Origin of the sequence: Enterococcus sp. AZ091, assembly GCF_051714805.1 — a bacterium.
Classification (GTDB): domain Bacteria; phylum Bacillota; class Bacilli; order Lactobacillales; family Enterococcaceae; genus Enterococcus_D; species Enterococcus_D gallinarum.
This window is the reverse complement of record NZ_JBIOSO010000001.1, coordinates 1607501-1632036: the sequence shown is the minus strand read 5'-3', so window position 1 is coordinate 1632036 and position 24536 is coordinate 1607501. Positions and strand designations below refer to the sequence as shown.

The 24536-nt window shown below is 41.1% G+C and carries 21 protein-coding genes and 3 tRNA genes (1 of these 24 cut by a window edge); 9 read left to right on the top strand and 15 right to left on the bottom strand.

From position 1 onward, the window contains the following. Positions 1–206 precede the first annotated feature (206 nt). The 8 genes from IGJ28_RS08205 (at position 207) to vanS (ending at position 8910) form a co-directional block, all read left to right on the top strand. Positions 207–1181, top strand: a complete 975-nt coding sequence (locus IGJ28_RS08205; protein ID WP_021151267.1) for an ABC transporter substrate-binding protein — start codon at positions 207–209, stop codon at positions 1179–1181. A gap of 101 nt (positions 1182–1282) precedes the next feature. Continuing rightward, positions 1283–2203: an ABC transporter permease gene (locus IGJ28_RS08200; protein ID WP_252712449.1), complete on the top strand. Its 921-nt coding sequence runs from the start codon at positions 1283–1285 to the stop codon at positions 2201–2203. Further along, positions 2200–3009: an ABC transporter ATP-binding protein gene (locus tag IGJ28_RS08195; protein ID WP_021151270.1), complete on the top strand. Its 810-nt coding sequence runs from the start codon at positions 2200–2202 to the stop codon at positions 3007–3009. Before IGJ28_RS08200 ends, IGJ28_RS08195 begins: the two co-directional genes overlap by 4 nt. A gap of 348 nt (positions 3010–3357) precedes the next feature. Then, positions 3358–4389, top strand: a complete 1032-nt coding sequence (gene vanC1, locus IGJ28_RS08190) for a D-alanine--D-serine ligase VanC1 (RefSeq protein WP_063856645.1) — start codon at positions 3358–3360, stop codon at positions 4387–4389. After that, entirely contained in the window at positions 4386–4958 is a 573-nt protein-coding gene (vanXY, locus tag IGJ28_RS08185; RefSeq protein WP_252712446.1) for a D,D-carboxypeptidase/D,D-dipeptidase VanXY, read from the top strand. The genes vanC1 and vanXY overlap by 4 nt, the downstream gene beginning before the upstream one ends. Then, positions 4955–7051 (top strand): membrane-bound serine racemase VanT, encoded by a 2097-nt coding sequence (vanT, locus tag IGJ28_RS08180; RefSeq protein WP_252712445.1) that lies wholly within the window; start codon positions 4955–4957, stop codon positions 7049–7051. The genes vanXY and vanT overlap by 4 nt, the downstream gene beginning before the upstream one ends. Positions 7052–7139: 88 nt before the next feature. Further along, positions 7140–7835 (top strand): vancomycin resistance response regulator transcription factor VanR-C, encoded by a 696-nt coding sequence (vanR-C, locus tag IGJ28_RS08175; RefSeq protein ID WP_414142358.1) that lies wholly within the window; start codon positions 7140–7142, stop codon positions 7833–7835. Further along, positions 7825–8910, top strand: coding sequence for a vancomycin resistance histidine kinase VanS (gene vanS / locus IGJ28_RS08170; RefSeq protein WP_438845324.1), 1086 nt, complete (start codon positions 7825–7827; stop codon positions 8908–8910). Before vanR-C ends, vanS begins: the two co-directional genes overlap by 11 nt. A gap of 231 nt (positions 8911–9141) precedes the next feature. Here vanS and IGJ28_RS08165 read toward each other — a convergent pair whose 3' ends face one another. The 11 genes from IGJ28_RS08165 to arcA form a co-directional block, all read right to left on the bottom strand. After that, a complete protein-coding gene (locus IGJ28_RS08165) occupies positions 9142–10173 on the bottom strand; it encodes a D-alanine--D-alanine ligase family protein (protein WP_113850319.1) in 1032 nt (343 codons plus the stop codon). A gap of 331 nt (positions 10174–10504) precedes the next feature. Continuing rightward, complete coding sequence (locus IGJ28_RS08160; protein WP_029487033.1) at positions 10505–11149, bottom strand: V-type ATP synthase subunit D; 645 nt, start codon at positions 11147–11149, stop codon at positions 10505–10507. Next, on the bottom strand, positions 11140–12537 hold the full coding sequence (locus IGJ28_RS08155) for a V-type ATP synthase subunit B (protein ID WP_003126771.1): 1398 nt from the start codon (positions 12535–12537) through the stop codon (positions 11140–11142). The genes IGJ28_RS08160 and IGJ28_RS08155 overlap by 10 nt, the downstream gene beginning before the upstream one ends. Continuing rightward, a complete protein-coding gene (locus IGJ28_RS08150) occupies positions 12537–14312 on the bottom strand; it encodes a V-type ATP synthase subunit A (protein WP_438845323.1) in 1776 nt (591 codons plus the stop codon). Before IGJ28_RS08150 ends, IGJ28_RS08155 begins: the two co-directional genes overlap by 1 nt. 31 nt (positions 14313–14343) lie before the next feature. After that, positions 14344–14658, bottom strand: a complete 315-nt coding sequence (locus tag IGJ28_RS08145) for a V-type ATP synthase subunit F (RefSeq protein WP_005472140.1) — start codon at positions 14656–14658, stop codon at positions 14344–14346. Continuing rightward, entirely contained in the window at positions 14651–15652 is a 1002-nt protein-coding gene (locus tag IGJ28_RS08140) for a V-type ATP synthase subunit C (protein ID WP_081131801.1), read from the bottom strand. The genes IGJ28_RS08145 and IGJ28_RS08140 overlap by 8 nt, the downstream gene beginning before the upstream one ends. A gap of 12 nt (positions 15653–15664) precedes the next feature. After that, positions 15665–16255, bottom strand: a complete 591-nt coding sequence (locus tag IGJ28_RS08135) for a V-type ATP synthase subunit E (protein ID WP_003126766.1) — start codon at positions 16253–16255, stop codon at positions 15665–15667. 13 nt (positions 16256–16268) lie between these two features. Beyond that, on the bottom strand, positions 16269–16742 hold the full coding sequence (locus IGJ28_RS08130; protein ID WP_003126765.1) for a V-type ATP synthase subunit K: 474 nt from the start codon (positions 16740–16742) through the stop codon (positions 16269–16271). Beyond that, positions 16726–18720, bottom strand: coding sequence for a V-type ATP synthase subunit I (locus tag IGJ28_RS08125; RefSeq protein WP_041118997.1), 1995 nt, complete (start codon positions 18718–18720; stop codon positions 16726–16728). The genes IGJ28_RS08130 and IGJ28_RS08125 overlap by 17 nt, the downstream gene beginning before the upstream one ends. Then, complete coding sequence (locus IGJ28_RS08120; RefSeq protein WP_003126763.1) at positions 18721–19032, bottom strand: hypothetical protein; 312 nt, start codon at positions 19030–19032, stop codon at positions 18721–18723. A 370-nt stretch (positions 19033–19402) separates the two neighbouring features. Continuing rightward, on the bottom strand, positions 19403–20626 hold the full coding sequence (gene arcA / locus IGJ28_RS08115) for an arginine deiminase (RefSeq protein ID WP_252712444.1): 1224 nt from the start codon (positions 20624–20626) through the stop codon (positions 19403–19405). Positions 20627–20918: 292 nt separating this feature from the next. Between arcA and IGJ28_RS08110 the strand changes: the two genes are divergently transcribed. Further along, on the top strand, positions 20919–22922 hold the full coding sequence (locus tag IGJ28_RS08110; protein WP_252712443.1) for a beta-galactosidase: 2004 nt from the start codon (positions 20919–20921) through the stop codon (positions 22920–22922). Between the two features lie 278 nt (positions 22923–23200). Here the strand turns inward: IGJ28_RS08110 and IGJ28_RS08105 are convergent, their stop codons facing one another. The 4 genes from IGJ28_RS08105 to IGJ28_RS08090 form a co-directional block, all read right to left on the bottom strand. After that, on the bottom strand, positions 23201–23962 hold the full coding sequence (locus IGJ28_RS08105) for a (S)-acetoin forming diacetyl reductase (RefSeq protein ID WP_005472124.1): 762 nt from the start codon (positions 23960–23962) through the stop codon (positions 23201–23203). Between the two features lie 225 nt (positions 23963–24187). Further along, a tRNA-Leu gene (locus IGJ28_RS08100) sits at positions 24188–24271 on the bottom strand. A 126-nt stretch (positions 24272–24397) separates the two neighbouring features. Next, a tRNA-Leu gene (locus IGJ28_RS08095) sits at positions 24398–24481 on the bottom strand. A 26-nt stretch (positions 24482–24507) separates the two neighbouring features. After that, a tRNA-Cys gene (locus IGJ28_RS08090) sits at positions 24508–24536 on the bottom strand; it runs 42 nt beyond the window's last position.

The following is a 24536-nucleotide window of genomic DNA, read 5'->3' as shown; positions in this document are numbered from 1 at the left end:
CATTGTGGATACAAACCTCACAACACTTTGTTTGTATCTATAATGGCTAGAGCAGTTTAACGTGAACAGCAGCCATGTAGAGAATCTTCTAAATGGCCGCACTGAATTTCTGAATTTTGGTAAGTTCAAATCCATTTAGACGATTGTCTGAATGGATTTTTTTGTTCCGTTGGGTTTAAATCAAGACTTTTTAGGAGGAATATTTGATGAAAATGAAAAAATGGATCACAACTGGCCTATTGGCAACTACCTTAGGACTTGGACTTGCGGCATGCGGGAATACCAACAATGCCACTGAAGATGGCAAAAAAACGGTTGGTATCTTGCAGCTGGTGGAACATGGTTCGTTAGATGCTGCCTATGAAGGATTCAAAGAAGGTTTGGCGGAAGGCGGCTATAAAGAAGGCGAAAACCTTACTTTAGAATACCAAAATGCCCAAAACAGCCAAGACAATCTGAAGAGTATGAGCGAAAAACTTGTAAAAAATTCTCCTGATCTTCTCTTAGGGATCGCGACACCAGCTGCTGTCTCATTGGCGAATGAAACAACAGATATTCCGATCGTTGTAACTGCAGTCACTGATTTAGTTGAAGCAAAATTAGCGGAGTCCAATGAAGCTCCTGGACGCAATATCACTGGTACATCTGACATGGTCCCTATCGATAAACAGATTCAATTGTTATTGAGTATCGTCCCTGACGCTAAAACAATCGGTATTATGTATAATGCTGGAGAAGCAAATTCAAAAATCCAAGCAGATTTGGCAGAAAAAGCATTGAAAGATGCAGGTGTAGACGTCAAAGTCTTGACAGCAAACACGACAAATGATGTCCAACAAGTAACTACTAGTTTAGCTAAAGATGTGGATGGTATCTATGTGCCAACAGATAATACCTTTGCTTCTGCTGCGGCAGTCGTTGGTGAAGTAGCCAAAGAAACCAAAACACCGATCGTTGCTGGTTCTGTCGAGCAAGTGGAAGATGGCGCTTTAGCTACATTCGGGATCGATTACAAGTCACTAGGCAAACAAACGGGTGAATTGGCTGCAAAAATTCTTGATGGAGATGAAAAGCCCGCTACAACACCTGTAGAAACAGCGAATAAACTAGAGCTAGTTGTGAACCAGGAAATGGCAACTGCATTAGGAATTGATCCAGAAAGCATCGTGGCTCCTGAGTAATTTTGCTACTATCTACTCTCTACTATAATTTTGCTGCTATATGATGAAATGATGAAAACTAACTTGAAACTAAAAACCTAAAAACGATTTGAGGAAACCTTATGAATTTAATCAATACATTTTTCATACTTATTCAATCAGCTGCCTCTCAAGGTATGTTGTGGGCATTATTAGCGATCGGGGTTTATTTGACCTTCCGAATCTTAGATATTGCCGATTTGACAGCTGAGGGAAGCTTTCCATTAGGAGCCGGCATTGCTGCTGTCAGCATCACCAAAGGCCTTTCCCCTTTTACGGCAAGTCTGTTGGGCTTTTGCGGCGGTTTAGCTGCCGGATTTGTCTCAGGGATCTTGCATACCAAATTTAAAATTCCCGCATTATTAGCGGGAATCATTACCATGACCGGATTGTATTCTATTACAAATCGGATCATGGGGGCACCCAATATTGCCTTGTTAGGGGAAGATACTGTTTTTACTTGGTTTCAAACACTAGGCTTAACGAAAAATACCGCAGTCATTTGTACAGGCCTCCTGTTTGCTGCTGTCGTGATTTTGTTGCTGTTTCTCTTCTTCCGCACAGAGATTGGACTAGCAGTGCGAGCAACGGGAGACAATCTCGCGATGAGTGAAGCCAACGGAATTAATACGGACAATATGAAACTAATTGGCTATATGATTTCCAATGGCTGTATTGCTCTTTCTGGTTCCCTCTTAGCTCAAAACAATGGTTTTGCTGATCTTAACTCAGGTGTAGGAACGATCGTGATCGGATTAGCATCGATCATTATCGCGGAAGTCCTTTTCAGCAATAAATCTTTGTGGGTTCGTTTGATCACGATTGTGATTGGTGCGATTTTGTATCGTCTAATCCTGGCCATCGTCTTTGAATTCAACGTGGAAGCTTCAGATTCAAAACTTGCCTCTGCCATCGTTTTAGTTATCTGTCTTTCATTGCCGCAAATTCGAACGAAACTTGGATTGCAAAAATTTCTTCCGAAAACCAAAGGAGGTCAATCATGACGACACCTGTTTTAACGATCAGTGATTTACACCAAACATTTGAAAAAGGAACCATCAACGAAAATCATGTCCTTCGCGGGATCGATCTCACTATGAACAGCGGTGATTTCATTACGATTATCGGTGGAAACGGTGCAGGAAAATCAACATTACTCAATAGTATTGCTGGAACGATCCCAACAGAACAAGGTAAGATCGTCTTAGGTGACAAAGAAATCACACGTCATTCAGTCACACGACGCTCCAAAGAAATCAGTCGTGTCTTCCAAGACCCGCGGATGGGGACAGCCGTTCGTTTGACAGTCGAAGAAAACTTAGCCCTTGCTTATAAAAGAGGTCAGGTTCGCGGGTTTTCCTCCGGTGTCAAAGGAAAGCATCGGGCCTTCTTCAAAGAAAAGTTAGCTCGCTTGAATCTTGGTCTTGAAAATCGACTGACGACTGAGATTGGGCTGCTTTCCGGAGGACAGCGGCAAGCGATCACACTATTGATGGCGACCTTGCAACAGCCTAAACTGATCCTGCTAGACGAACATACTGCAGCTTTAGATCCGAAAACCTCCATGACTGTGATGGCACTGACTGATCAGTTGATTCAAGAACAGCAGTTGACCGCCTTTATGGTCACTCATGATATGGAAGATGCCATCCGTTACGGCAATCGCTTGATCATGCTCCATCAAGGCAAAATCGTTGTCGATATCGCAGGTGAGGAAAAACAATCCTTAACGGTACCGGATTTGATGGCACTCTTCCATCAAAATAGTGGGACTGAGCTAAAAGATGATCAGCTATTGTTGCACACTTAACTGTATCTTCTTTGGCTATAGCTCCCTCAATTGGGCACATCACACTACTCCAAAGAACTAACGTATGAATACAGAGGAACCAAGTTGAAAATAGTTCAGCTCGGTTCCTTTTTTGTACGCTTTCCTGCATGCGTGAACTCTTCCTTCAACGCACTTCTGTACCAAGAGTTGTTGTCCATTTGATCACTAACAATAGCTTCCCCTGCTTTCTTCAAGCCCTTTGTCATAAAATCGTTAGATTTTCATCATAAAAATACGAGAAAGACAACAGGAAGACCGCAAATTTTCTTTTCTTTTCCTAGGTACACTGAATGTAACCTTAAAAGAAAAAAGGAAAGGAAGAAAATGATGAAAAAAATTGCCGTTTTATTTGGAGGGAATTCTCCAGAATACTCAGTGTCACTAGCCTCAGCAGCAAGTGTGATCCAAGCTATTGACCCGCTGAAATATGAAGTAATGACCATTGGCATCGCACCAACAATGGATTGGTATTTGTATCAAGGAAACCTCGCGAATGTTCGCAATGATACTTGGCTAGAAGATCACAAAAACTGTCACCAGCTGACTTTTTCTAGCCAAGGATTTATATTAGGAGAAAAACGAATCGTCCCTGATGTCCTCTTTCCAGTCTTGCATGGGAAGTATGGCGAGGATGGCTGTATTCAAGGACTGCTTGAACTAATGAACCTGCCTTATGTTGGTTGCCATGTCGCTGCCTCCGCATTATGTATGAACAAATGGCTCTTGCATCAACTTGCTGATACCATGGGAATCGCTAGTGCTCCCACTTTGCTTTTATCCCGCTATGAAAACGATCCTGCCACAATCGATCGTTTTATTCAAGACCATGGATTCCCGATCTTTATCAAGCCGAATGAAGCCGGTTCTTCAAAAGGGATCACAAAAGTAACTGACAAAACAGCGCTCCAATCTGCATTAACGACTGCTTTTGCTTACGGTTCTACTGTGTTGATCCAAAAGGCGATAGCGGGTATTGAAATTGGCTGCGGCATCTTAGGAAATGAGCAATTGACGATTGGTGCTTGTGATGCGATTTCTCTTGTCGACGGTTTTTTTGATTTTGAAGAGAAATACCAATTAATCAGCGCCACGATCACTGTCCCAGCACCATTGCCTCTCGCGCTTGAATCACAGATCAAGGAGCAGGCACAGCTGCTTTATCGAAACTTGGGATTGACGGGTCTGGCTCGAATCGATTTTTTCGTCACCAATCAAGGAGCGATCTATTTAAACGAAATCAACACCATGCCGGGATTTACTGGGCACTCCCGCTACCCAGCTATGATGGCGGAAGTCGGGTTATCCTACGAAATATTAGTAGAGCAATTGATTGCACTGGCAGAGGAGGACAAACGATGAACACATTACAATTGATCAATAAAAACCATCCATTGAAAAAAAATCAAGAGCCCCCTCACTTAGTGCTAGCTCCTTTTAGCGATCACGATGTTTACCTGCAGCCAGAAGTGGCAAAACAATGGGAACGACTCGTACGAGCAACCGGACTAGAAAAGGACATTCGTCTGGTAGATGGGTATCGTACGGAAAAAGAACAGCGACGCTTGTGGGAGTATTCTCTAAAAGAAAACGGGTTAGCTTATACCAAACAATTCGTTGCTTTGCCAGGTTGCAGTGAACATCAAATCGGTCTGGCCATTGATGTAGGACTAAAGAAACAAGAAGATGATGATCTTATCTGCCCTCATTTTCGAGATAGTGCTGCTGCTGATTTATTTATGCAGCAGATGATGAATTATGGCTTTATTCTACGCTATCCGGAAGATAAACAAGAGATCACCGGTATCAATTATGAACCTTGGCATTTTCGTTATGTCGGGCTTCCCCATAGCCAAGTCATCACTGCCCAAAAATGGACTCTGGAAGAATACCATGATTACTTGGCTCAGACAGTGAGGCAGTTCGCATGAAAAATAAAGGAATCGATCAATTTCGTGTGATTGCAGCCATGATGGTGGTTGCGATCCATTGTCTTCCCCTTCACTATTTATGGCCAGAAGGCGATATCCTAATCACATTGACGATTTTTCGAGTAGCTGTTCCTTTCTTTTTTATGATCAGTGGTTACTATGTGTTTGCAGAACTTGCTATGGCCAATAGTTATCCTTCGCGACAACGAGTGTTCAACTTTATCAAAAAACAGCTAAAAGTCTATCTATTAGCCACACTAATGTTTTTACCATTAGCACTCTATAGTCAAACGATCGGCTTCGATCTACCAGTTGGAACATTAGTACAAGCACTTTTGGTCAATGGCATTCTTTATCATCTTTGGTACTTTCCGGCTTTGATTACTGGGAGCCTGCTCCTAACAAGTTTGCTGATACATGTCTCCTTCAAAAAAGTGTTCTGGCTTGCGGCTGGATTGTACCTGATTGGATTAGGTGGTGATAGTTGGTTTGGACTGATCCAACAGACACCAATCGAACCATTCTATACTGCTGTGTTCCACCTATTAGATGGTACCCGCAACGGTATTTTCTTTACACCATTGTTTTTGTGCTTAGGTGTGCTGGTCAGAAAACAATCAGAGAAAAGAAGTTTATCCAAAACAGCTCTCTTCTTTTTGATCAGTCTTATCGGATTGCTTATTGAGAGTGCGTACTTGCATGGATTTTCTATACCTAAACATGACAGTATATATCTCTTCTTGCCTGTTGTACTCTTTTTCTTATTTCCACTGATCTTGCGCTGGCATCCCCACAGGACTTGGAAGCATCCGGGACAGCTATCTTTGTGGCTTTACCTTTTGCATCCTTATACAATTGCCGGCACACACTTTTTGAGCCAAAAAATCAGCATTCTGCAAAACAATCTAATCAACTATTTGGTTGTTTTGATCTTGACGATTGGATTCATTTGCCTCTTTTTAAGACAAAAACACTCATGGTTTAGACACAAACAAACAACGCCCGTTAAAAGGGCCGTAAAAGAATTCTCAAAGACAGCCCTTTTGCATAATCTACAGGAGATCCAGCGGATCATCTCACCGAAAACAAAAGTGATGGCAGTCGTTAAAGCCGATGCCTACGGCTGTGGTGCCAAGGAAGTTGCTCCTGTTTTAGAACAAGCCGGAATTGATTTTTTTGCGGTGGCTACGATTGATGAAGGTATTCAATTGCGGAAAAATGCTGTCAAAAACCCCATCTTGGTCTTGGGATATACCTCTCCAAAACGCATAAAAGAACTTCGTCGTTACTCATTGACCCAATCGATCATCAGCGAAGGTCATGCTGTAGCATTGTCACAAAGAAAAGTAGCGATTGACTGTCATTTAGCCATCGATACTGGGATGCATCGGTTAGGTGTAACACCGACTATCGATTCGATTCTTTCGATTTTCGATTTGCCCTTCTTGACGATCAGTGGTGTTTATTCTCATCTTGGTTCGGCAGATCGCTTAAATCCTGATAGTATGATTCGCACTCAGAAGCAGATTGCCTGCTTCGATCAGATTCTCCTAGAACTGGATCAGAGACAGATTTCTTATGGTATCACACACTTACAAAGCAGTTATGGTATTTTGAATTATCCAGACTTAAACTATGATTATGTGCGTCCGGGGATTTTATTGACAGGATCCCTCAGTGATACGAACGAGCCTACAAAACAACGAGTAAGCTTACAGCCTATTCTGACCCTCAAAGCACAGTTGATCACTAAGCGAGTCGTTGCCAAAGGGGAAGCGATCGGTTATGGGCAAACCGCCGTCGCGAATCAAGAAACAACTGTTGGTGTTGTGAGCATCGGCTATTGTGACGGACTGCCCCGTTCTCTATCAAATCAAGAGTTTTGTCTTTCCTATCGCGGTCAGTCCTTGCCGCAGATCGGCTTGATCTGCATGGATATGCTTTTGATAGACTTGAGCCATTGTCCTACGATCCCAATTGAAAGTGAAATTGAAATTCTGACAGATTGGAGCGATACTGCCGAGCAAGTACAAACTATAACCAATGAGTTGATTTGTCGGATCGGTCCACGAGTCAGTGCTAGGATCAAATAGAAAACGATGCATAAGTTTACCAGGTAAGGTATGATGGGGGTATGGAAACGTGAGAATCCGAAACTATGTTTAGGTGGAGTGAAAGAGTATGTCAGAAAAAATAGTCGTTGTTGATGATGAAAAAGAAATTGCGGACTTAGTCACGACCTTTTTGCAAAACGAAGGATTTAGTGTGCAGCCGTTTTATGATGGTACTAGTGCCATCGCCTATATTGAAAAAGAAGCCATTGATTTGGCCGTTTTAGATGTCATGTTGCCGGACATTGATGGTTTTCAACTGTTACAGCAGATCCGCAAGACCCATTTTTTCCCAGTGTTGATGCTGACTGCCAAGGGAGAGGATCTAGACAAAATCACTGGATTGAGTTTGGGAGCGGATGACTATGTCACCAAACCTTTTAATCCTTTAGAAGTTGTGGCTCGGGTAAAAACCCAATTGCGGCGCTACCAGCGATACAATCATTCCACTGCTTCTCCAACAGTAGAAGAATATGAAAAAGACGGCTTGATACTCAAAATCAACAGTCATCAATGCATTCTCTACGGCAAAGAAGTTTTCCTGACTCCCATTGAGTTCAAAATATTGCTTTATTTATTTGAGCACCAAGGATCCGTCGTCTCTTCCGAAACACTTTTCGAAGCGGTTTGGAAAGAAAAATATTTAGATAACAATAATACTGTCATGGCACACATTGCTCGTTTAAGAGAAAAGTTGCATGAAGAACCTCGTAAACCTAAATTGATCAAAACCGTATGGGGGGGCGGCTATATCATTGAAAAATAGAAATCCTTTGATCCGAAAGCTCTTGACCCAATACTTCGTCACCACTGGAATCTTGCTGGCATTCCTTGTAATGATTCCATTAGTCATTCGCTTTATTGCCGGAACCCGGACTTGGTATGGAACGGAACCTATCTACTATATTTTACGTTTTTTTGCGGATCGCTGGTTGTTTTGTGTTGCGATAGGCGCTTTACTGATATGGTTTGGTACCACCATTTACTATATGACCAAAGCCATCGGTTATTTGAATGAAACGATCCAAGCCACGACTCAACTGATTGAAGAACCAACCAAACGCATCACTTTGTCGAGCCATCTGATTGATGTTCAAGAGGAAATGAATCAACTGCGGGAGAAAAGTCTGCAAGATCAACGTGCCGCTAAAGAAGCGGAACAGCGGAAAAATGATTTGATCGTTTATCTCGCCCACGATTTGCGGACGCCTCTGACAAGTGTCATAGGTTATCTGACTCTTCTAAAAGAAGAACTACAATTATCCAATGCGATGCGGAATCGTTACACGGAGATTGCTTTACAAAAAGCCCAACGGCTGGAACTATTGATCAGTGAATTCTTCGAGATCACACGCTTCAATTTGACCACGATCGTTTTGCAGACAGAAACGACTGATTTAAGTTTAATGCTTGAACAGCTGACCTTTGAGTTTTTACCTCTCTTGGAAGAAAAGAATCTAAATTGGCAACTCAACTTACAAAAAAATGTTCTTGCAACAGTAGACACCGAAAAAATAGCTCGTGTCTTTGATAATCTCATTCGCAATGCCATCAACTACAGCTATCCAGATTCGCCTTTACTTCTTGAATTGGTCGAATCAGACAGTATTCACATTCGTCTGACGAATCGTGGAAAAACAATTCCAGAAGAGATGATCGGACGTCTCTTTGAACCTTTCTATCGCATGGATTCTTCCCGAGCTACAGCCACAGGCGGAACTGGTCTTGGTCTTCCGATTGCAAAAGAGATTCTGTTAGCATCTGACGGGGATATCTCGGCAGAAAGCAAAGACGAAACCATCATTTTCAACGTTCGCTTGCCAAAACCTGCCAACAGCTGACGTCTCTTGATTTAAAAAATCTCTAGTATCAACTTTCATATAAAAAACTGTGATATCAGTCTTTCAACAAACGAAAAATCCGAAAAGCATACTTCTGCGGGCTATAGGTCCAAAGGAAAAATGTATCAGAGATACCATTATCCAGTGATTATGCTTCGGAGAACTTAGTGTAGCTGAACCTTTTGTCACAGTTTTTTTAATGGAGCCTTCAATCAATCGCTGACATCCTGACTATTTGTACCAGCTTTCAAGTGATAGTTCAACAATTGTCTCACATAATTCTGAAAAAGAAATTCCTATGGCTTCAGCTTCTTGTGGTAATAAACTGGTTGGCGTCATCCCCGGTAAACTATTGGCTTCAATACAGTAAATATCAAGCTCTTTGGTAACGATATAATCTACTCTGGAATAAATTGATAAGCCCAAAACTTTGTTCACTAATACGGTCATTTCACTCAATCGCGTCGCCAAATCACTCGAAATGTCAGCTGGCGTTATTTCTTCTGTTGCTCCTTTTTGATATTTATTTTCATAATTATAAAATCCTTGTTGGGGAATTATTTCGATCGCTGGCAGAACATTATCGCCAAGTACGCCTACAGAGAATTCTCTCCCTTCTATCTTCTGCTCAATCATCACTTTACTGTTGTATTTTTCAGCTTTTTTTAAGGCCTTAAAAAATTGTTCTTTATTTTCAACGATTTCAACTCCGATGCTTGACCCATTATCGATTGGCTTAACAACACAAGGTGTAGAATAATACACTTCTTGTCCTTGCTCCCAGATTTGCCACTTTGGCGTGGGGATGTCATTCAGTTTCATTAGTTGTTTAGCTATATCTTTATCCATTGCCAATAAACTGCCTTTGTAATGAGAACCAGAGTAGCGAATACCATAAATATCAAAGAAAGCCTGTAGTTTTCCGTTCTCTCCAATGCCCCCATGCAATGCGATAAAACAAAAATCAGCATTCAGACAGAGTTCTACTACATTCTTTCCAATCAAATTTTTCTGGTTGCTATTCTTTTGGATAAGTTTCTCAATATCTGGTTCATTCTCATCCACAAAATAATCATAAGGATTCTCTTCTTGTTTTTGAATCGAGTAAGCGGATTCAAATGTCTTCTCGTTATTTCCTTGATATAAATCCAACAATAATGCTCGGTGACCTCTTTCCTCAAGAGCCATGGCAATTTGGCCTCCGGAAGACAATGATACATCTCTTTCATGACTGAGACCGCCTGCTAATACCACAATATTCATGATACCTATCCCTTCTTTTACTTTTTGTTTTGGTTTAGAAATAGCTAGCATTCATTTTATCATGAAGAAAAATTTCTCGCTATTCTTTCCATAGCAACCTATTCTGTTCGAAATAAGCCTCCTCTTTCACATTGCAGAAATCATTAGCTATTCGCTTTACAAACGAATAACACACACACGGCAGCTATTTTCAGATTTATACTGAAAATAGCTGCCGTAAGCTTATGTTATTCCCAAAGAAAAAATAAACCAGTTTTACTGACTTCTCAACTAAAAAATCTTTCTGTTTATGACAGAAAATAGTTGAAAAAAGGGTGAATTCTCATTGTGTCTAGCGCGTTTCATTTTCGGCAATGATATCCGTCACTTTCATCAAGCGTGTCAATGTTGCTCGTTCATCCTCTGCTAAGTTGCTCTCAATGTATTGGATGGTTTCTGTCAACTTCGGAATTGTCATGTATTCTAGTGCATTGACTCGCCGACGAGTCCGTTCGATTTCATTTGCCATCAGCTGACAAGTTTTTTCAATTTCAGCTAATTGCAGCATGACTGGCAAAATCTGATCCAGATGGGACAGAGAAAGATCCAACTCACTTGTCGTACTAACAAAACCATATGAAAAATCATCATCCGAACTTTCTTCTTCATAAACAGGATTGAGTACCGGTACCTCCATGTTCATCACCGTGCGGCTTTGAACATCTAACGTCACTTTGTTCAAAGGAATCATAAAAGCTTCTTGCAAGATCACATCAGGAATACTACTAGATGCCAAAACATACTCTTCCATTCCAGCTTGTAACGCTGATTCCATTTGTTGGCGCAATTTTTGATTTTTTTTGACTAACTGAATGAATTGGCGAACCAACTCATCTTGTTTATCTTTCAATAACTTATGCCCCCGAGTTGCCGTCGTCAAGCGTTTGCGAAGCCGACTCAATTCCATCCGAGTCGGATTGACATTCATTATTGCCATGAAGGATTCACATCCTCCCCAGTAGGAAGATAGGCTTCAATAAATTCTTCTTTGATTCGGCTCAATTCTTGCTTCGGTAATGTAGCGAGCAATTTCCAGCCAATGTCCAATGTTTCTTCAATCGTTCGGTTGGTATCAAATCCCTGATTTACGTATTCTTTTTCAAAAAGATCCGCAAAACGAGCAAATTTCTTATCAATATCTGAAAGTGCGGATTCCCCTAATACGATCGACAGTTCTTTGGCAGCCTTCCCATCAGAATATGCCGCGTAGATTTGGTTCATCGTCGCCGCATGATCCCGCCGAGTCTTGCCTTCTCCGGTTCCTTTATCTTTCAGTCGGGACAAACTAGGTAGAATATCCACTGGCGGATTGATGTTTCTCTTGTAAAGATCACGGGAAAGGATAATCTGTCCCTCCGTAATATAGCCGGTCAGATCGGGTATTGGGTGGGTCTTATCTCCATCCGGCATCGTCAAGATCGGAATTTGAGTGACGGATCCTTCTTTATCCATCAAACGTCCTGCCCGTTCATAAAGAGTCGCTAAGTTGGTGTACAAATAACCAGGGTAACCGCGTCTGCCAGGAACTTCTCGGCGAGCAGCTGAAATTTCCCGCAACGCTTCACAATAGTTTGTCATGTCGGTCATGATAACTAATACATGCATTCCTTTTTCAAAAGCTAAGTACTCGGCTGCTGTTAATGCCATTTTCGGTGTAGCAATCCGCTCAATGGCTGGATCATTGGCTAAGTTCATGAACAATACCGAGCGATCCAATGCACCGGTTTTGCGAAACTCTTCTACAAAGAATTCAGCTTCTTCGAAAGGAATGCCGATCGCCGCAAAAACGATGGCAAAGTTACCTTCTTGACTTGGCACAGTCGCTTGACGGGCGATCTGTGCTGCAATTTCCTTATGAGGCAATCCTGACGCAGAAAAGATCGGCAGTTTTTGACCACGGACCAACGTATTCAAGTGATCGATCGTTGAGATCCCCGTTTGAATGAACTCATCTGGAAAATCTCTGGCCATTGGATTGATGGCTTCGCCATTGACGTCAATTCGTTTTTCTGGAATGATCTGCGGTCCATCATCTTTAGGCTTACCTAGTCCATCAAAGACACGCCCCATCATATCTGGCGATACACCAAGCGTTAAACCCGTTCCTAAAAAGCGGGCTTTACTCTCTTCTGCACTCAGGTTACTAGTGCCTTCAAAAACCTGTACAACGGCATAATCATCGCTGACTTCTAAAACCTGCCCTTGACGAACCTCGCCACTGTCCATTCGCACTTGGACAAGTTCGTCAAATTTGACGCCTTTGACATTTTCTACCACCATCAAAGGACCAGCGATTTCCGAGACTGTTCGATATTCTTTTAGCATTAATGAATTCCTCCAGTCTCTACGATTTTTTGTAATAATGCTTTCGTGTCCTGTTTGATTGCATCTAAACGTGTTAGTTCTTCTTCAGGAATATATTTACTGCGGGCAATCCGTTCTCGCAGATCGATGGTACCTTTGGTTATATCATCCAGATACGCCCCTAGCTGCAAGGCCCGTTTTGCTTGTTCATCAAAATATAAAATATTTTCTAGCATTTTAAATTGCTTATTTCTTGACGTATAGGTGTCCACGTCATCAAAAGCATTCTGCTGCAGATAATCTTGACGCAAAGAACGAGCCGTCATCATCGTCAAACGATCTTTCTGAGAGAGAGAGTCCATTCCCACTAGCTGAACGATCTCTTCTAAGCGGCTTTCTTCTTGCAAGATCGCCATTGCTTCATTGACCATCTCCGACCAGCGAGGTCCCATCAACTGATCTAAATAAGAATTGATTTGATCTTCATACAAAGAATAGGAGTTCAGCCAATTAATAGAAGGAAAATGCCGCTTTTGTGCCAACATACTGTCTAATGCCCAGAAAACTTTCACGATCCGCAACGTGTTTTGAGTAACTGGTTCTGAGATATCCCCTCCAGCTGGCGAAACAGCACCAATAGCTGTAATACTGCCCTCTCGAGGCTCCGATCCCAACGAACGGAACCGACCAGCACGCTCATAGTATTCCGCGATCCGGCTGCCTAAATAGGCTGGATATCCTTCATCTCCAGGAATTTCTTGTAAACGACCGCTCATTTCTCGTAATGCTTCGGCCCATCGTGAAGTCGAATCTGCCATGATCGCTACACTGTATCCCATATCCCGATAATATTCAGCAATAGTGATTCCTGTATAGATCGAAGCTTCACGAGCTGCAACTGGCATATTTGAAGTATTGGCAATCAAAACGGTTCGTTCCATGATCGATTCACCCGTGTGAGGATCGATCAATTCTGGAAATTCATTGATAACATCTTTCATTTCATTGCCGCGTTCGCCACAACCAACATACACAACGATGTCGACATCCGACCATTTCGCGATTTGATGCTGAACAACGGTTTTTCCTGCACCAAAAGGTCCCGGCACAGCTGCCGATCCACCTTTAGCTACCGGAAAGAAGGTATCGATCACCCGTTGACCAGTGACTAATGGTTCACCCGGATTTAACTTTGCTGCAGTCGGTCTAGGCTTACGGACAGGCCATTTTTGCATCATAGTCAAGCGCTGTTCGCCTTCTGCCGTTTCTAAAAGACAAATCGGTTCAGTAATAGCATAATTACCTACCATGATTTCCTTTACAGTGCCTTTCACACCTAGCGGAACCATCACTTTGTGTTCAATGGCTGTTGTTTCTTGAACAAGTCCTAGAATGTCTCCAGCTTGTACGTTGTCCCCTACTTTTACTTGCGGCATGAACGTCCATTTTTTTTGACGATTTAGCGGGTCAATGGTCACACCCCGTTCCAAAAAATCACTCTCTGTTTGATTCATAAAGGTATCTAATGGACGTTGAATACCATCAAACATTTCTGTCAACAAGCCAGGGGCTAATTCAACCGATAACGGAGCCCCTGTTGATTCAACGGGTTCGCCCGGTCCAATTCCTGCTGTTTCTTCATATACCTGGATCGACACGAGACCTTTCTTGATCTCGATGATTTCTCCAATCAAGCCTTTTTCACTGACTTTACAGATTTCATGGATCTTAGCTCCTGATAAACCTGAGGCCGTGACCAAGGGACCAGATACTTTTTCTATTGTGCCAAATGCCACATGCATTCCTCCTAGTTGCCGTACTTCTCTTTTAAGAATCTAATATATTCATTCCAACAGCTTTCTCGACATTCTGCTGGATCCGTGCCATTCCGATCCCTAGACTCCCTGTACTGCTGGGGATGGGGATGATGGCTGGCGTGGGTAGTTCTTCGTATTGTCGAATGATTGACTCCAACTGTTCAATCAATCGCTCGGTCAAGAAGATCACCCCATAGTCTTCTGCCATTTCCTGCAGCTGTTGTGCGGCTTCTTCAAGATCATCTACAGGATAGATATCAATTCCTAGACCTTTGAAGGGCAAAATTGAGTTTTTGCCACCCATCATTGCTATTTTTTTATTCATACGTATCACGCACCCGACTTCTTAATATCTCTTCCGGTACTTTATTGATTTTTCCAATCAAAATAATCCGTAAATTTTTACTTTCGATTTCTTTTGCATACAAGTAACCGATCATCGCAGCTGGACCGAATGGTACGATTTTTTGTTCTTTCAATTTTGCCATCAAAAAGTTATCTTTTCGCAGATCAAACGTATTGAGGGTCTTCTTCTCAAGCAGTTCTTCATAGCTGTGATTAATCAAATGTTTGTAAGGTGTATTTTGCAGATACTGGACAAAAACTTCCAAAGACGTCGTGATTGCTTCCAACAGCTCTTTTGCAGGGAGAGTCCCATTATCTGCTAGAACAGCGCTGATAAAGCCTCGATGACGCTTCATGGCGTAACTACGTAGTGCTGTCGAAATATTAAAAATATCTACTTGCCGTTGAATGATCCCTTGTAAAAACGGATCATCATATCGCTTACCGATTGACCAAAGATGTTCCCAAAAATGATTGTCAAAAATGATATCTACGGATTGAATCTCATGATAATTTTCGATATAGGAAAATACTTCATCGATACAAGCAATCATTGGCTTCTCTGCGTGTGCACTTTTTCTTGTGTTGACCAAATCTTTCAATTCATTTAAAGGCATGGTTCCGATCGGTACCAAAAATTCAGAAAAGTCTTGTTTCATGAATTTAGCTTTTACTAACACCTTCAGATTTTGATAATCATAGCGAAGGGCAAAATAATCCACCACAGAACGATCAGGTGTTAGCTGATACAAGTTTTCATATACTCGTTTTAATTCTGCGGTCAATACTTGTTCAAAATCATGGACTCGATCTTCTTCATTGATAAAATCACCATAAACGGTTTCTCGCAAAAGAGCATAAACTTCTTCGGCACTGTTGGCAGAAAGCATACGTTCATAACGGCTGCGACTGATCAATTCCGCTTCATAGGTTCGTATTCGTGTATTCAGCGTGTTGTATTTGATATCTTCCATTTTTACACCCGCTTACTGTTCAAAAATCAATTGCAGTAATGTATGGCTCAACTCTTCTTTGCTGGCATCCAACAACGCATCAAACGTAAAGTTCAGCTCAATATCGCCTTGGCGCAGTAAAAATCCGCCTTTTCGCGGCAAAACTTGTTTTGCAACTGTTAGTCGACATTCAGGAATCGTTTGTTGAATCTCTTTCAATGAACCTTCTGTCAGCAGATGCGCACTTTTTTCTCCCAATACCAATTCAACTTCACCAAAAACCTGTGCTTCTTGTACTCCTTTTGTGACGAATGCTTGAAAATCAGCGGCTTCCATTTGGTTCAAGCGCTCAAGTGCCTCACTAAACAATTCTTCCAAAACGGATTGTTTCGCGGCAAGCACTTTATTGCGAGACTGAATGTGAATATCGGAAATCTGCAAATACATTTCTGCCCGTTTTTCTTTTTCAAATTGGGCCAAACGATCAGAAAGTTGTTCTTCTAGTTGAGAACGTTTGAGACGCTCCTGTTTTTCAATTTCTACTTGTGCATCATTAAGGACCAACTGATACTTCTTTTCAGCATCTGCTGTGATTTTTTCGGTTAATCGCGTAATATCAGACATCTTTCTCCCCCTCTTAATTTAAAACTAGCAAGAAGGAAATAACGAAACCTAAGATACAATACGTTTCCATCATCGCTACATAAATGATCCCTTTTGTTACGTGCTCCGGTTTCTTGGCTAGAATCTGCATAGCGGCACTTGCAGCACGTCCTTGCCATCTTCCGGCAACGATTGCTGTCAACGCAATAGGTAAAGAAGCGATAAATAGGTACATTCCTCTATCAAGGGAGATCGTTCCGCTCATTTGACCAAAAATCATGAATGATATAACGAAACCGTATAGTCCTTGGGTACTTGACAACAGTTCCAAGATCAAGGCCTGTCCAAATTTTTCTGGTTGCTCTGCAGTCAATCCTGCAGCGGCTTCACTGGTCATACCGACCCCGATCGTTGAGCCGATCCCACCACAAATTGTCGCTGTAGCTACACCTAATGCGGCAAAAACTAACCCGCCATTTTCATAAAAGAAACTAATCCAATTTTCCATTCTTTTCCTCCTGCATTTTCTCTTCTGAGATAACCTCTACGTATTTTTCATCGGTTTTGAAAGGTACAAATGCTCGTCCCCCACCGGTGAAAAATTTTCCGAAATATTCTAAATACTGTAAACGAATACCATGAACATACGCACTTAAATAGCTTAAAAAGATATTTAATGCATGCAGCGCCACAAAAAGCAAAATACCGACTGTGAAACGCGCAGCTATTGGTAAATAACTGATGATCAAATTGAATGCGGATGCGATACTGCCCCCTGCGACTCCTAACGCCATGAGTCGTGTGAAGCTGATCATATCCCCTACGTAATTCGTAACATCCATTAATCCATATAGTCCTGAGCCGATTTTACCAGCTAGTGTTTTTCCTTCTAAACTACCGCCAAATACAACTGCCACTAAGCTAGCGATAATCATGATCAAACCAATGGTTTGTAAAGGCGAATCAGGCAACAGCAACATTCCTGCTGCCAATAGAACAACACTGATCAAAAAGACCATCCAAGATCCAGCCTGAAAAATAGCCTGTAGCTTCTGATCTTTTCGTTTCCAAAGGACATAAAACTTCAAAGCTAATCCAAACATGATTTGGATATATCCGAAAATGATCGACAAGACCAAAATCTGATTGACATCTTCTTGGGCTGATAACAATTGGAATGACAATTCAAAGCCAAAGAAATTACCATAAATCAAGCCCCAAATAATCGTGGGAATCGAACAAAGCTGAAACAGCGTCAAATTTTGTTCCAATCCTTTACTTAAATGAAAGAATTTTTTGCCCAAGAATGTTGCCAAAAACAGTAATAATCCATAGCCAAAATCTGCAACCATCATTCCAAATGCAACCATATAAAATGGCGCCATAAACGGTGTAGGATCTAATTCATCATACTGGGGCAAACTATACATCCGCACTAACCCTTCAAAGGGTTGTATCCACCGCGAATTATTCAACAAAATCGGAACATCCTCGATTTCTTGTTCTTTCACTTGTTGGTATTCAAGATAAAAAGCATCTTTGCTGGCCTGTTGGATCCTTTTCTCCAGTTCTGCTGCTTGCTCAACAGGGATCCAGCCTGAAATAGCTACGGCATGAGCCGAACGAAGCAACTTTTCATTACTCTGAGCTCGTTTGATCGCGCCATCTAAATACTCTGCTACGAGACGCAATTGTCCCTGCTCTTCGCTCATTGCACGTAAGGAGTGTTTGATTGTTTTTTCTTCCTCAATCAATGCGTGGGATTTTTCTTTTACATGTTGCAGGTCATCTTTTGGCAGACCTGAATAGGGATAGGTATACTGCTCGAATGCAGTCTTTTTTAAAAGGGAACTTACTTTATCTTTAACATCTTTATGGAAAAGAACGAATAAGTATGTAGTCGTTTGTGATTGATAAACTGTTTCAAAATAAACGAGGGGCAGTTTTTCGCACCCCTTTGTGAAAGCCGCAAATTCTGAATTTGGGAGCGAACCTAATAGGCCACCTGATTTTTTTAATTCATTCAAAATCTGAGGACGGTCTTCAAAGTATTTCCATCTATTCAGTTCTGCTTCTTGAGCCAAAAGCTCTCGTTTTTCTTGTTCGATCAATCGTAAACGTTTGTCTTGTTTTCGAAGTGTTTGACAAACTTCTTGCCAAGGATAAGTATGAGCGGCTTGCGCTAATTCGTGAAGTGTGTAGCGCTTGATTGGTTGCCGAAGTTTTTCCAGCATTCCTTTTTTTGGAACATATTCCTCTAATAATTGCAGGCCCCAATTTACTTGATCAAATTGGTTTTCTACTTCTTCAGTCTGTTTCTGTTCATCACGAACGGGTGTTAACACGCCTGTGGTTTCCTCTGACTCGTAATACATTTCAGAAGAAAGCAATTCGACAACTTGAAAGTCTTGCAACTGCTGTAAAACGGCATCTTTTTGTTCGTAAAAGGTCAACAGGCTGAATTTTTGCATTTTTGCAATCGCCATCTATGTCACAACCTTATTTATTATTATTGCCAATGCTTGTTCTTTCAACTCAGCTGAAATCGTGCGCAATGTCTCAACTTCCTCTTTTGTTTTTGCCACAAGGGGTTGTTTTGATTGCTCAAATTCCGTTGCAACTTTTTCTTCAATCATTCGTTGTGCTTCACGTTCTTTTTGTACCAATTCTTTCTGGAATGCTGAAATTCTTGTTTGACTTTCATGGATCAGTTGTTTTTTTTCAGCTTCCGCTTTCGTGTTTTTTTGTTCTGCAAACTCTTCTGCTTCTTGCAGCAAACGAATGGCATCTACAGACATTCTCTCACCTACTTTCTACTTTTTTTCGCGAAAAAAAACCATTACGAATCAAGCGATCGCTGTTCGTATGGTGTTAAAATTTAATAAGTGTCATCTACTCACACTTACCCGAGTCACTAATATAACCGTAACATATATTTTGTAGTATAACAAGGTTTCATCTGTTTTTTTATAATCATTACATATAAAATTTAAATTTTTTGCACAATTTCACGAAAAGTAACCCCTTTCATTATAATGGAGGTTTTTTAATCAAATAAAAAAAAGATGAAAGAAAAATGACTTCCTCTCATCTTTTTTAAACGTTCTAATTTGTGATGCCACCTGTTTTTTGCTGATAAAAAAACACTTAAATCAGCTAGTCATTCTATCAATCAGCTGTACGAATAAACGGCATGCTCATGCAGCGGGGGCCGCCACGGCCCCTTACTAATTCACTACCTGGAATTTGATGTAATTTAATACCGGCCTCTGCTAAAAGTTGGTTCGTAATAGTATTCCGGTCATAGACGATCACTTCGCCAGGCGCGATGGCTAATGTGTTTGATCCATCGTTCCATTGCTCTCTGGCAGCTGCCGTGATATCGTCGCCGCCACAACGAATCAACTCGACTGCCGGCAAGTCCAAATAACGGCATAAAATGTGATCTAACGTATCTTTTTCTTCAACTACTTTGATTTCTTGTCCTTGCTTTGTAATAGAGAACAAGGTTAGTTCACCTTCTATTTCAGGGTGAATCGTAAACTTGTCTTTATCAATCATGGTAAAGACTGTGTCCAGATGCATAAATTTCCGTTCAGAACCAATATCAAATGCTAAAATATGTTCAAATGACGGTTCCATTGAAAAAATGTTTTCAGCAATTTTTTCGATAGAGTGCACTTCTGTACGCTGAGAAATACCGATCGCTAATACATGCTGGGACAAAACAAGCTGATCCCCACCTTCGATACGTGCAGGTTCTTCTCGATCATACAAGAAATTGACCGATGGCTTGGCGAACTGCGGATGGTGCTTGAAAATGTACTGTCCATAAAGCGTTTCTCTTCGACGAGTTTCCGAAAACATCCGGTTAAGAGAAATGCTATGTCCTATAATAGCAAACGGATCTCTTGTAAAATAAAGGTTTGGCATCGGATCAATAATAAATGGATAATCATTTTCCCGCATTGCTGACAAACTTACAGTCTTCGATATGGAAAAATCCTGTTTTTTTAACCCCGCCATCGTTTGATCAATAAACGCTCGTTCGTCTTTAATCGAAAGAAAATAGTCTCTGACTTCATTTAATACATCTTGATCTTGAATTTTCGTCTCTTGCAAATAATCATCCAAGAAAGCTTCCTTACACCCTGAAAGCTGTAATGTTTCAGCAGCCAGGTCTTCTAAATAAACCACTTCACAGCCATTCTCCACTAAAACTTTTGCAAAAAAATCATGTTCTTGTTGGGCTTGTGCCAAAAATGGAATATCGTCAAACAACAAGTCTTCTAAATAATCCGGCATCAAGTTTTCAAGTTCTGCACCAGGACGATGGAGCATCACCCGTTTTAACGGTTCAATTTCTGAAAATATTTGTATAGGTTTTGACATATCCAACCATTCCTTTCGCTCATTTCAAAAATGCTGAAGATGTGCATAAATATAAAAGAACATCTAATAATAATACATCTTCATTAAGAATTGAGTGTTATCAATTATATTTAATTGTAGGTTGAAAATAAAAAAACAGCAAGTAATATGGTTCTCGTGTATTGAGATCGGTTTGAACATTTTACAGATATTTGTATTATTTCATGCACCTTTTTGCTAACGCTTTCAGCTTTTACTTTTTTTGTTATGATTGAAACAAATATGTCTTACTATGAGAAAGGAAGTTTAACAGATGGTTGATCAAAAACAAATTTATTACGGCGCAGATTACAATCCTGAACAGTGGTCACAAGAAACGATAAAGGAAGACATGCGCTTAATGAGAGAAGTTGGAGTCAATTATGTCAGCATCAATATTTTTGGTTGGGTAAACATTCAACCAAATGAATCAACATTTGATTTCACTTTTTTGGATTGGCTGATGGATCTCCTTTATGAAAACAATATTGCCATCGATTTAGCCAATGGAACAGCTTCGCCCCCTGCATGGTTAGTCAAAAAATATCCTGAAATGATGCCGATGACCATTCATGGCAATCGGTTGGTACATGGTTCTCGCCAGCACTATTGCCCGACTTCACCGATTTATCGGGAATATGCCCGTCGGCTCAGTGAAGCTGTTGCCAAACGATACAGCCAACATCCGGGAGTTGTGATGTGGCATATCAATAATGAATATACTTGTCACATCCATGAATGTTATTGCCCGAACTGTCGTGCCAGTTTCCAAAATTGGCTAGAAAAAAAATACCAAACAATTGAAGCATTGAATACGGCTTGGTCAACAAAATTTTGGAGCCAAACCTATCAAGAATGGGACGAGATTTTCCTACCAGAAGAAATGCCGACTTTTAAGAATCCTTGTCAACAGCTTGATTATCGTCGCTTCATTTCTGATATGAATCTGGAAATTTATCAGATCGAGAAAAAGGCAATTCAAACATTCTCGTCAAACATCCCATTCATCACGAATTTGATGGGTCTTCATAAATATGTCGATGGCTTCAAATGGGCTTTTGAAATGGATGTCGTTAGCTGGAATGCCTATCCTAATCCGTTTGAATCTCTGCCCTATCCCCAATTCTTAGCCAATGATCTCATGCGAAGTTTAAAAAAGAAACCTTTTTTGATCATGGAACAAGCCCCAAGTGCGGTCAACTGGCGCCAAGTAAACGGCGTCAAAAAACCCGGTCAAATGCGCTTATGGAGTTATGAGGCACTTGCTCATGGCTCCGATGGCATGATGTTCTTTCAATGGCGCCAATCACAAGGAGGGGCAGAGAAATTCCATAGTGCAATAGTCCCTCATGGTGATCCACACACAAGTCGCACCTTTCGAGAATGTGCTGCTCTGGGAAATGAATTAAAACAGTTGAATGACATCGTTGGCAGCCGGTTTGTTGCCGATATTGCTATCGTATTTGATTGGGAAAATTGGTGGGCCCTTGAGCTAGATGCGAAGCCGAATACCAATATTCGCTATATTCACCAAATGAGGGCGTTATATGCCGCTCTAAGAGCGTTGAACATTGCTGTTGATTTCATTCATCCATCTGAATCACTAGACGGCTATCCCCTTGTGATTGCGTATAATTTGTACTCTGCATCAGAAGAATTCGGCAATAAAGTCAAAGAATTTGTAGCAAATGGTGGAACATTCTTGACAAATTTCTTCAGCGGAATCGTCAACGAAAACGATCAAGTCTATCTTGGCGGCTATCCAGGACTTTTTAAAGAAGTATTGGGAATCACAGTCGAAGAATTTCAGCCTTTAAAACCGGAAATCCAGCAACAAGTGCATTTTAAAAATAAATTTTATGAAAATCGTCGGTGGGAAGAACTGATCCATTTACAAGGCGCTACCCCACTCGCCACTTTCACAAGTGACTTTCTTAAAGATTCACCAGCTATCACTAAACATCGGTTTGGCAAAGGGCTGGCCTATTACTTAGGGACCGAGCTAGAACAAGAAGGGTTGACCGACTTATTGAACGACATTTTTAGTGATGCAAAACTAAAAAAAGTTGCTGAGAGGTATTTGCAAGAAAACAGCGAGTTGTCTGTCACTGTTCGACAAGGACCAACCCATATCTTCTTATTCCTACTTAATCATACAAACGATTCACAACAAGTACAATTTCTATCGGAAGGTACAGCATTATTATCAAAAAGAAAAGTTTGTGAACTCACCCTCGCCCCCATGGAAGTTGAAATCATCAAATTTGCCAAGGGCTAAAGAATTGCTTTATCTTTTGTTCTATTCTTTGTGATAACTCCATTCTCAGACTTTTTCGATCGTTCCTTCGTATACAGATGAATGACCCGATTAGAATCTATCTAATCGGGTCATTCATTCGATGATTTGCATGAAACAGCAAATTACATAACTACTATCATTTAGTTTTTCTTACAGTAACAATTGAACAAGAAAATGCCACTATTTTGGTGAGTTTCAATCAACTGAAAACCTGCGGGACTATCCGAACGCCCAATCCTAGATCAACAACTTATTGATTACTGGAACTGCATTCCGCCATCCACAATGATTGTTTGTCCAGTTATATAGTTGGCATCATCACTGGCTAAAAATGAAACAACTGCCGAAACATCTTCGGGTTCAGATAAACGTTTCAATGCGATATCTTTACTAAAAGTTTGCATCCCCCATTCATCATCTTTACCAGCATTAGCACCTACTTGATGCGCAATATCCATCATCATCGGTGTTTTAACAATACCTGGTGCATAAGCATTTACAGTAATACCATAGTCAGCTAAATCTCGCGCAGCGATTTGGGTCATACCACGAACAGCGAACTTTGAGCTACTGTACAACATGAGATTAGGATTACCCACAACACCTGCCTGTGAACAAGCATTGATGATTTTTCCACCATGATTCAACTTTTGAAATGCTTCAGAAGCCGCTTGTGTTCCCCATAATACGCCCCCGGCATTCACGGAATAAACTTTTTCAAACTGTTCTGGAGTAATAGACTCTATCGGTGTAGTCGGTGCTACCCCAGCATTATTTACAATCACTGATAAGTCACCATAGACATCTATTACTTTATCAACTGCTGAAAAAATCTCATCCCGTTTCGAAACATCTGCTTTGATAGCAATCGCATGTTCACCAAGCTCTTTCGCTGCCGCTCTTACAGAGTTTTCATTGTAATCCACCATTGCCACGTCAAAGCCGTCTTTGTACAAACGCTTAGCTATGGCAAAGCCAATACCTTGACCAGCACCGGTAACTAATGCAACTTTTTTCATTCATTTCCACTCCTTCTTATGAATACTCTTTACAGTTTTATGTTACTGCTTATGAATACTCTCAGCTAGTGAAAATAAATACGCATTCTAGTAAATTTTCTAAAACAGTAATTCGCAATACTTTTTCTTTTTGCTGATAAAGATCAATCCTTTCAAAATTTAAGAAAGCACACATTTAAATAAAAAAAGCATCAACGTAAGGAATACGTTGATGCTTCATTGTTATACCGACGGCCGGGGTCGAACCGGCACGTCCTTGCGGACACCAGATTTTGAGTCTGGCGCGTCTGCCAATTCCGCCACGTCGGCATGATTGCAGATCACTCAAGTACTTACTAAATTTTAACAGCTTTTTTTATCCAACCAGTTGATCTTCAACCAATATTAGGATAAAAATCGATACATCAATCGTACGAACGAATGATGTATCGATAATACCGACGGCCGGGGTCGAACCGGCACGCCCTCGCGGGCACTGGATTTTGAGTCCAGCGCGTCTGCCAATTCCGCCACGTCGGCATAACGCAAATATTAGTATCGTACTAAGGCGGTAACCGGATTTGAACCGGTGATG

What these genes read in the sequence shown, in the direction of transcription:
- IGJ28_RS08205 (WP_021151267.1), top strand. Translation starts at nt 207, where the DNA reads ATGAAAATGAAAAAATGGATCACAACTGGCCTATTGGCAACTACCTTA.
- IGJ28_RS08200 (WP_252712449.1), top strand. Translation starts at nt 1,283, where the DNA reads ATGAATTTAATCAATACATTTTTCATACTTATTCAATCAGCTGCCTCT.
- IGJ28_RS08195 (WP_021151270.1), top strand. Translation starts at nt 2,200, where the DNA reads ATGACGACACCTGTTTTAACGATCAGTGATTTACACCAAACATTTGAA.
- vanC1 (WP_063856645.1), top strand. Translation starts at nt 3,358, where the DNA reads ATGAAAAAAATTGCCGTTTTATTTGGAGGGAATTCTCCAGAATACTCA.
- vanXY (WP_252712446.1), top strand. Translation starts at nt 4,386, where the DNA reads ATGAACACATTACAATTGATCAATAAAAACCATCCATTGAAAAAAAAT.
- vanT (WP_252712445.1), top strand. Translation starts at nt 4,955, where the DNA reads ATGAAAAATAAAGGAATCGATCAATTTCGTGTGATTGCAGCCATGATG.
- vanR-C (WP_414142358.1), top strand. Translation starts at nt 7,140, where the DNA reads ATGTCAGAAAAAATAGTCGTTGTTGATGATGAAAAAGAAATTGCGGAC.
- IGJ28_RS08165 (WP_113850319.1), bottom strand. Translation starts at nt 10,173, where the DNA reads ATGAATATTGTGGTATTAGCAGGCGGTCTCAGTCATGAAAGAGATGTA.
- IGJ28_RS08160 (WP_029487033.1), bottom strand. Translation starts at nt 11,149, where the DNA reads ATGGCAATAATGAATGTCAATCCGACTCGGATGGAATTGAGTCGGCTT.
- IGJ28_RS08155 (WP_003126771.1), bottom strand. Translation starts at nt 12,537, where the DNA reads ATGCTAAAAGAATATCGAACAGTCTCGGAAATCGCTGGTCCTTTGATG.
- IGJ28_RS08145 (WP_005472140.1), bottom strand. Translation starts at nt 14,658, where the DNA reads ATGAATAAAAAAATAGCAATGATGGGTGGCAAAAACTCAATTTTGCCC.
- IGJ28_RS08140 (WP_081131801.1), bottom strand. Translation starts at nt 15,652, where the DNA reads ATGGAAGATATCAAATACAACACGCTGAATACACGAATACGAACCTAT.
- IGJ28_RS08135 (WP_003126766.1), bottom strand. Translation starts at nt 16,255, where the DNA reads ATGTCTGATATTACGCGATTAACCGAAAAAATCACAGCAGATGCTGAA.
- IGJ28_RS08130 (WP_003126765.1), bottom strand. Translation starts at nt 16,742, where the DNA reads ATGGAAAATTGGATTAGTTTCTTTTATGAAAATGGCGGGTTAGTTTTT.
- IGJ28_RS08125 (WP_041118997.1), bottom strand. Translation starts at nt 18,720, where the DNA reads ATGGCGATTGCAAAAATGCAAAAATTCAGCCTGTTGACCTTTTACGAA.
- IGJ28_RS08120 (WP_003126763.1), bottom strand. Translation starts at nt 19,032, where the DNA reads ATGTCTGTAGATGCCATTCGTTTGCTGCAAGAAGCAGAAGAGTTTGCA.
- arcA (WP_252712444.1), bottom strand. Translation starts at nt 20,626, where the DNA reads ATGTCAAAACCTATACAAATATTTTCAGAAATTGAACCGTTAAAACGG.
- IGJ28_RS08110 (WP_252712443.1), top strand. Translation starts at nt 20,919, where the DNA reads ATGGTTGATCAAAAACAAATTTATTACGGCGCAGATTACAATCCTGAA.
- IGJ28_RS08105 (WP_005472124.1), bottom strand. Translation starts at nt 23,962, where the DNA reads ATGAAAAAAGTTGCATTAGTTACCGGTGCTGGTCAAGGTATTGGCTTT.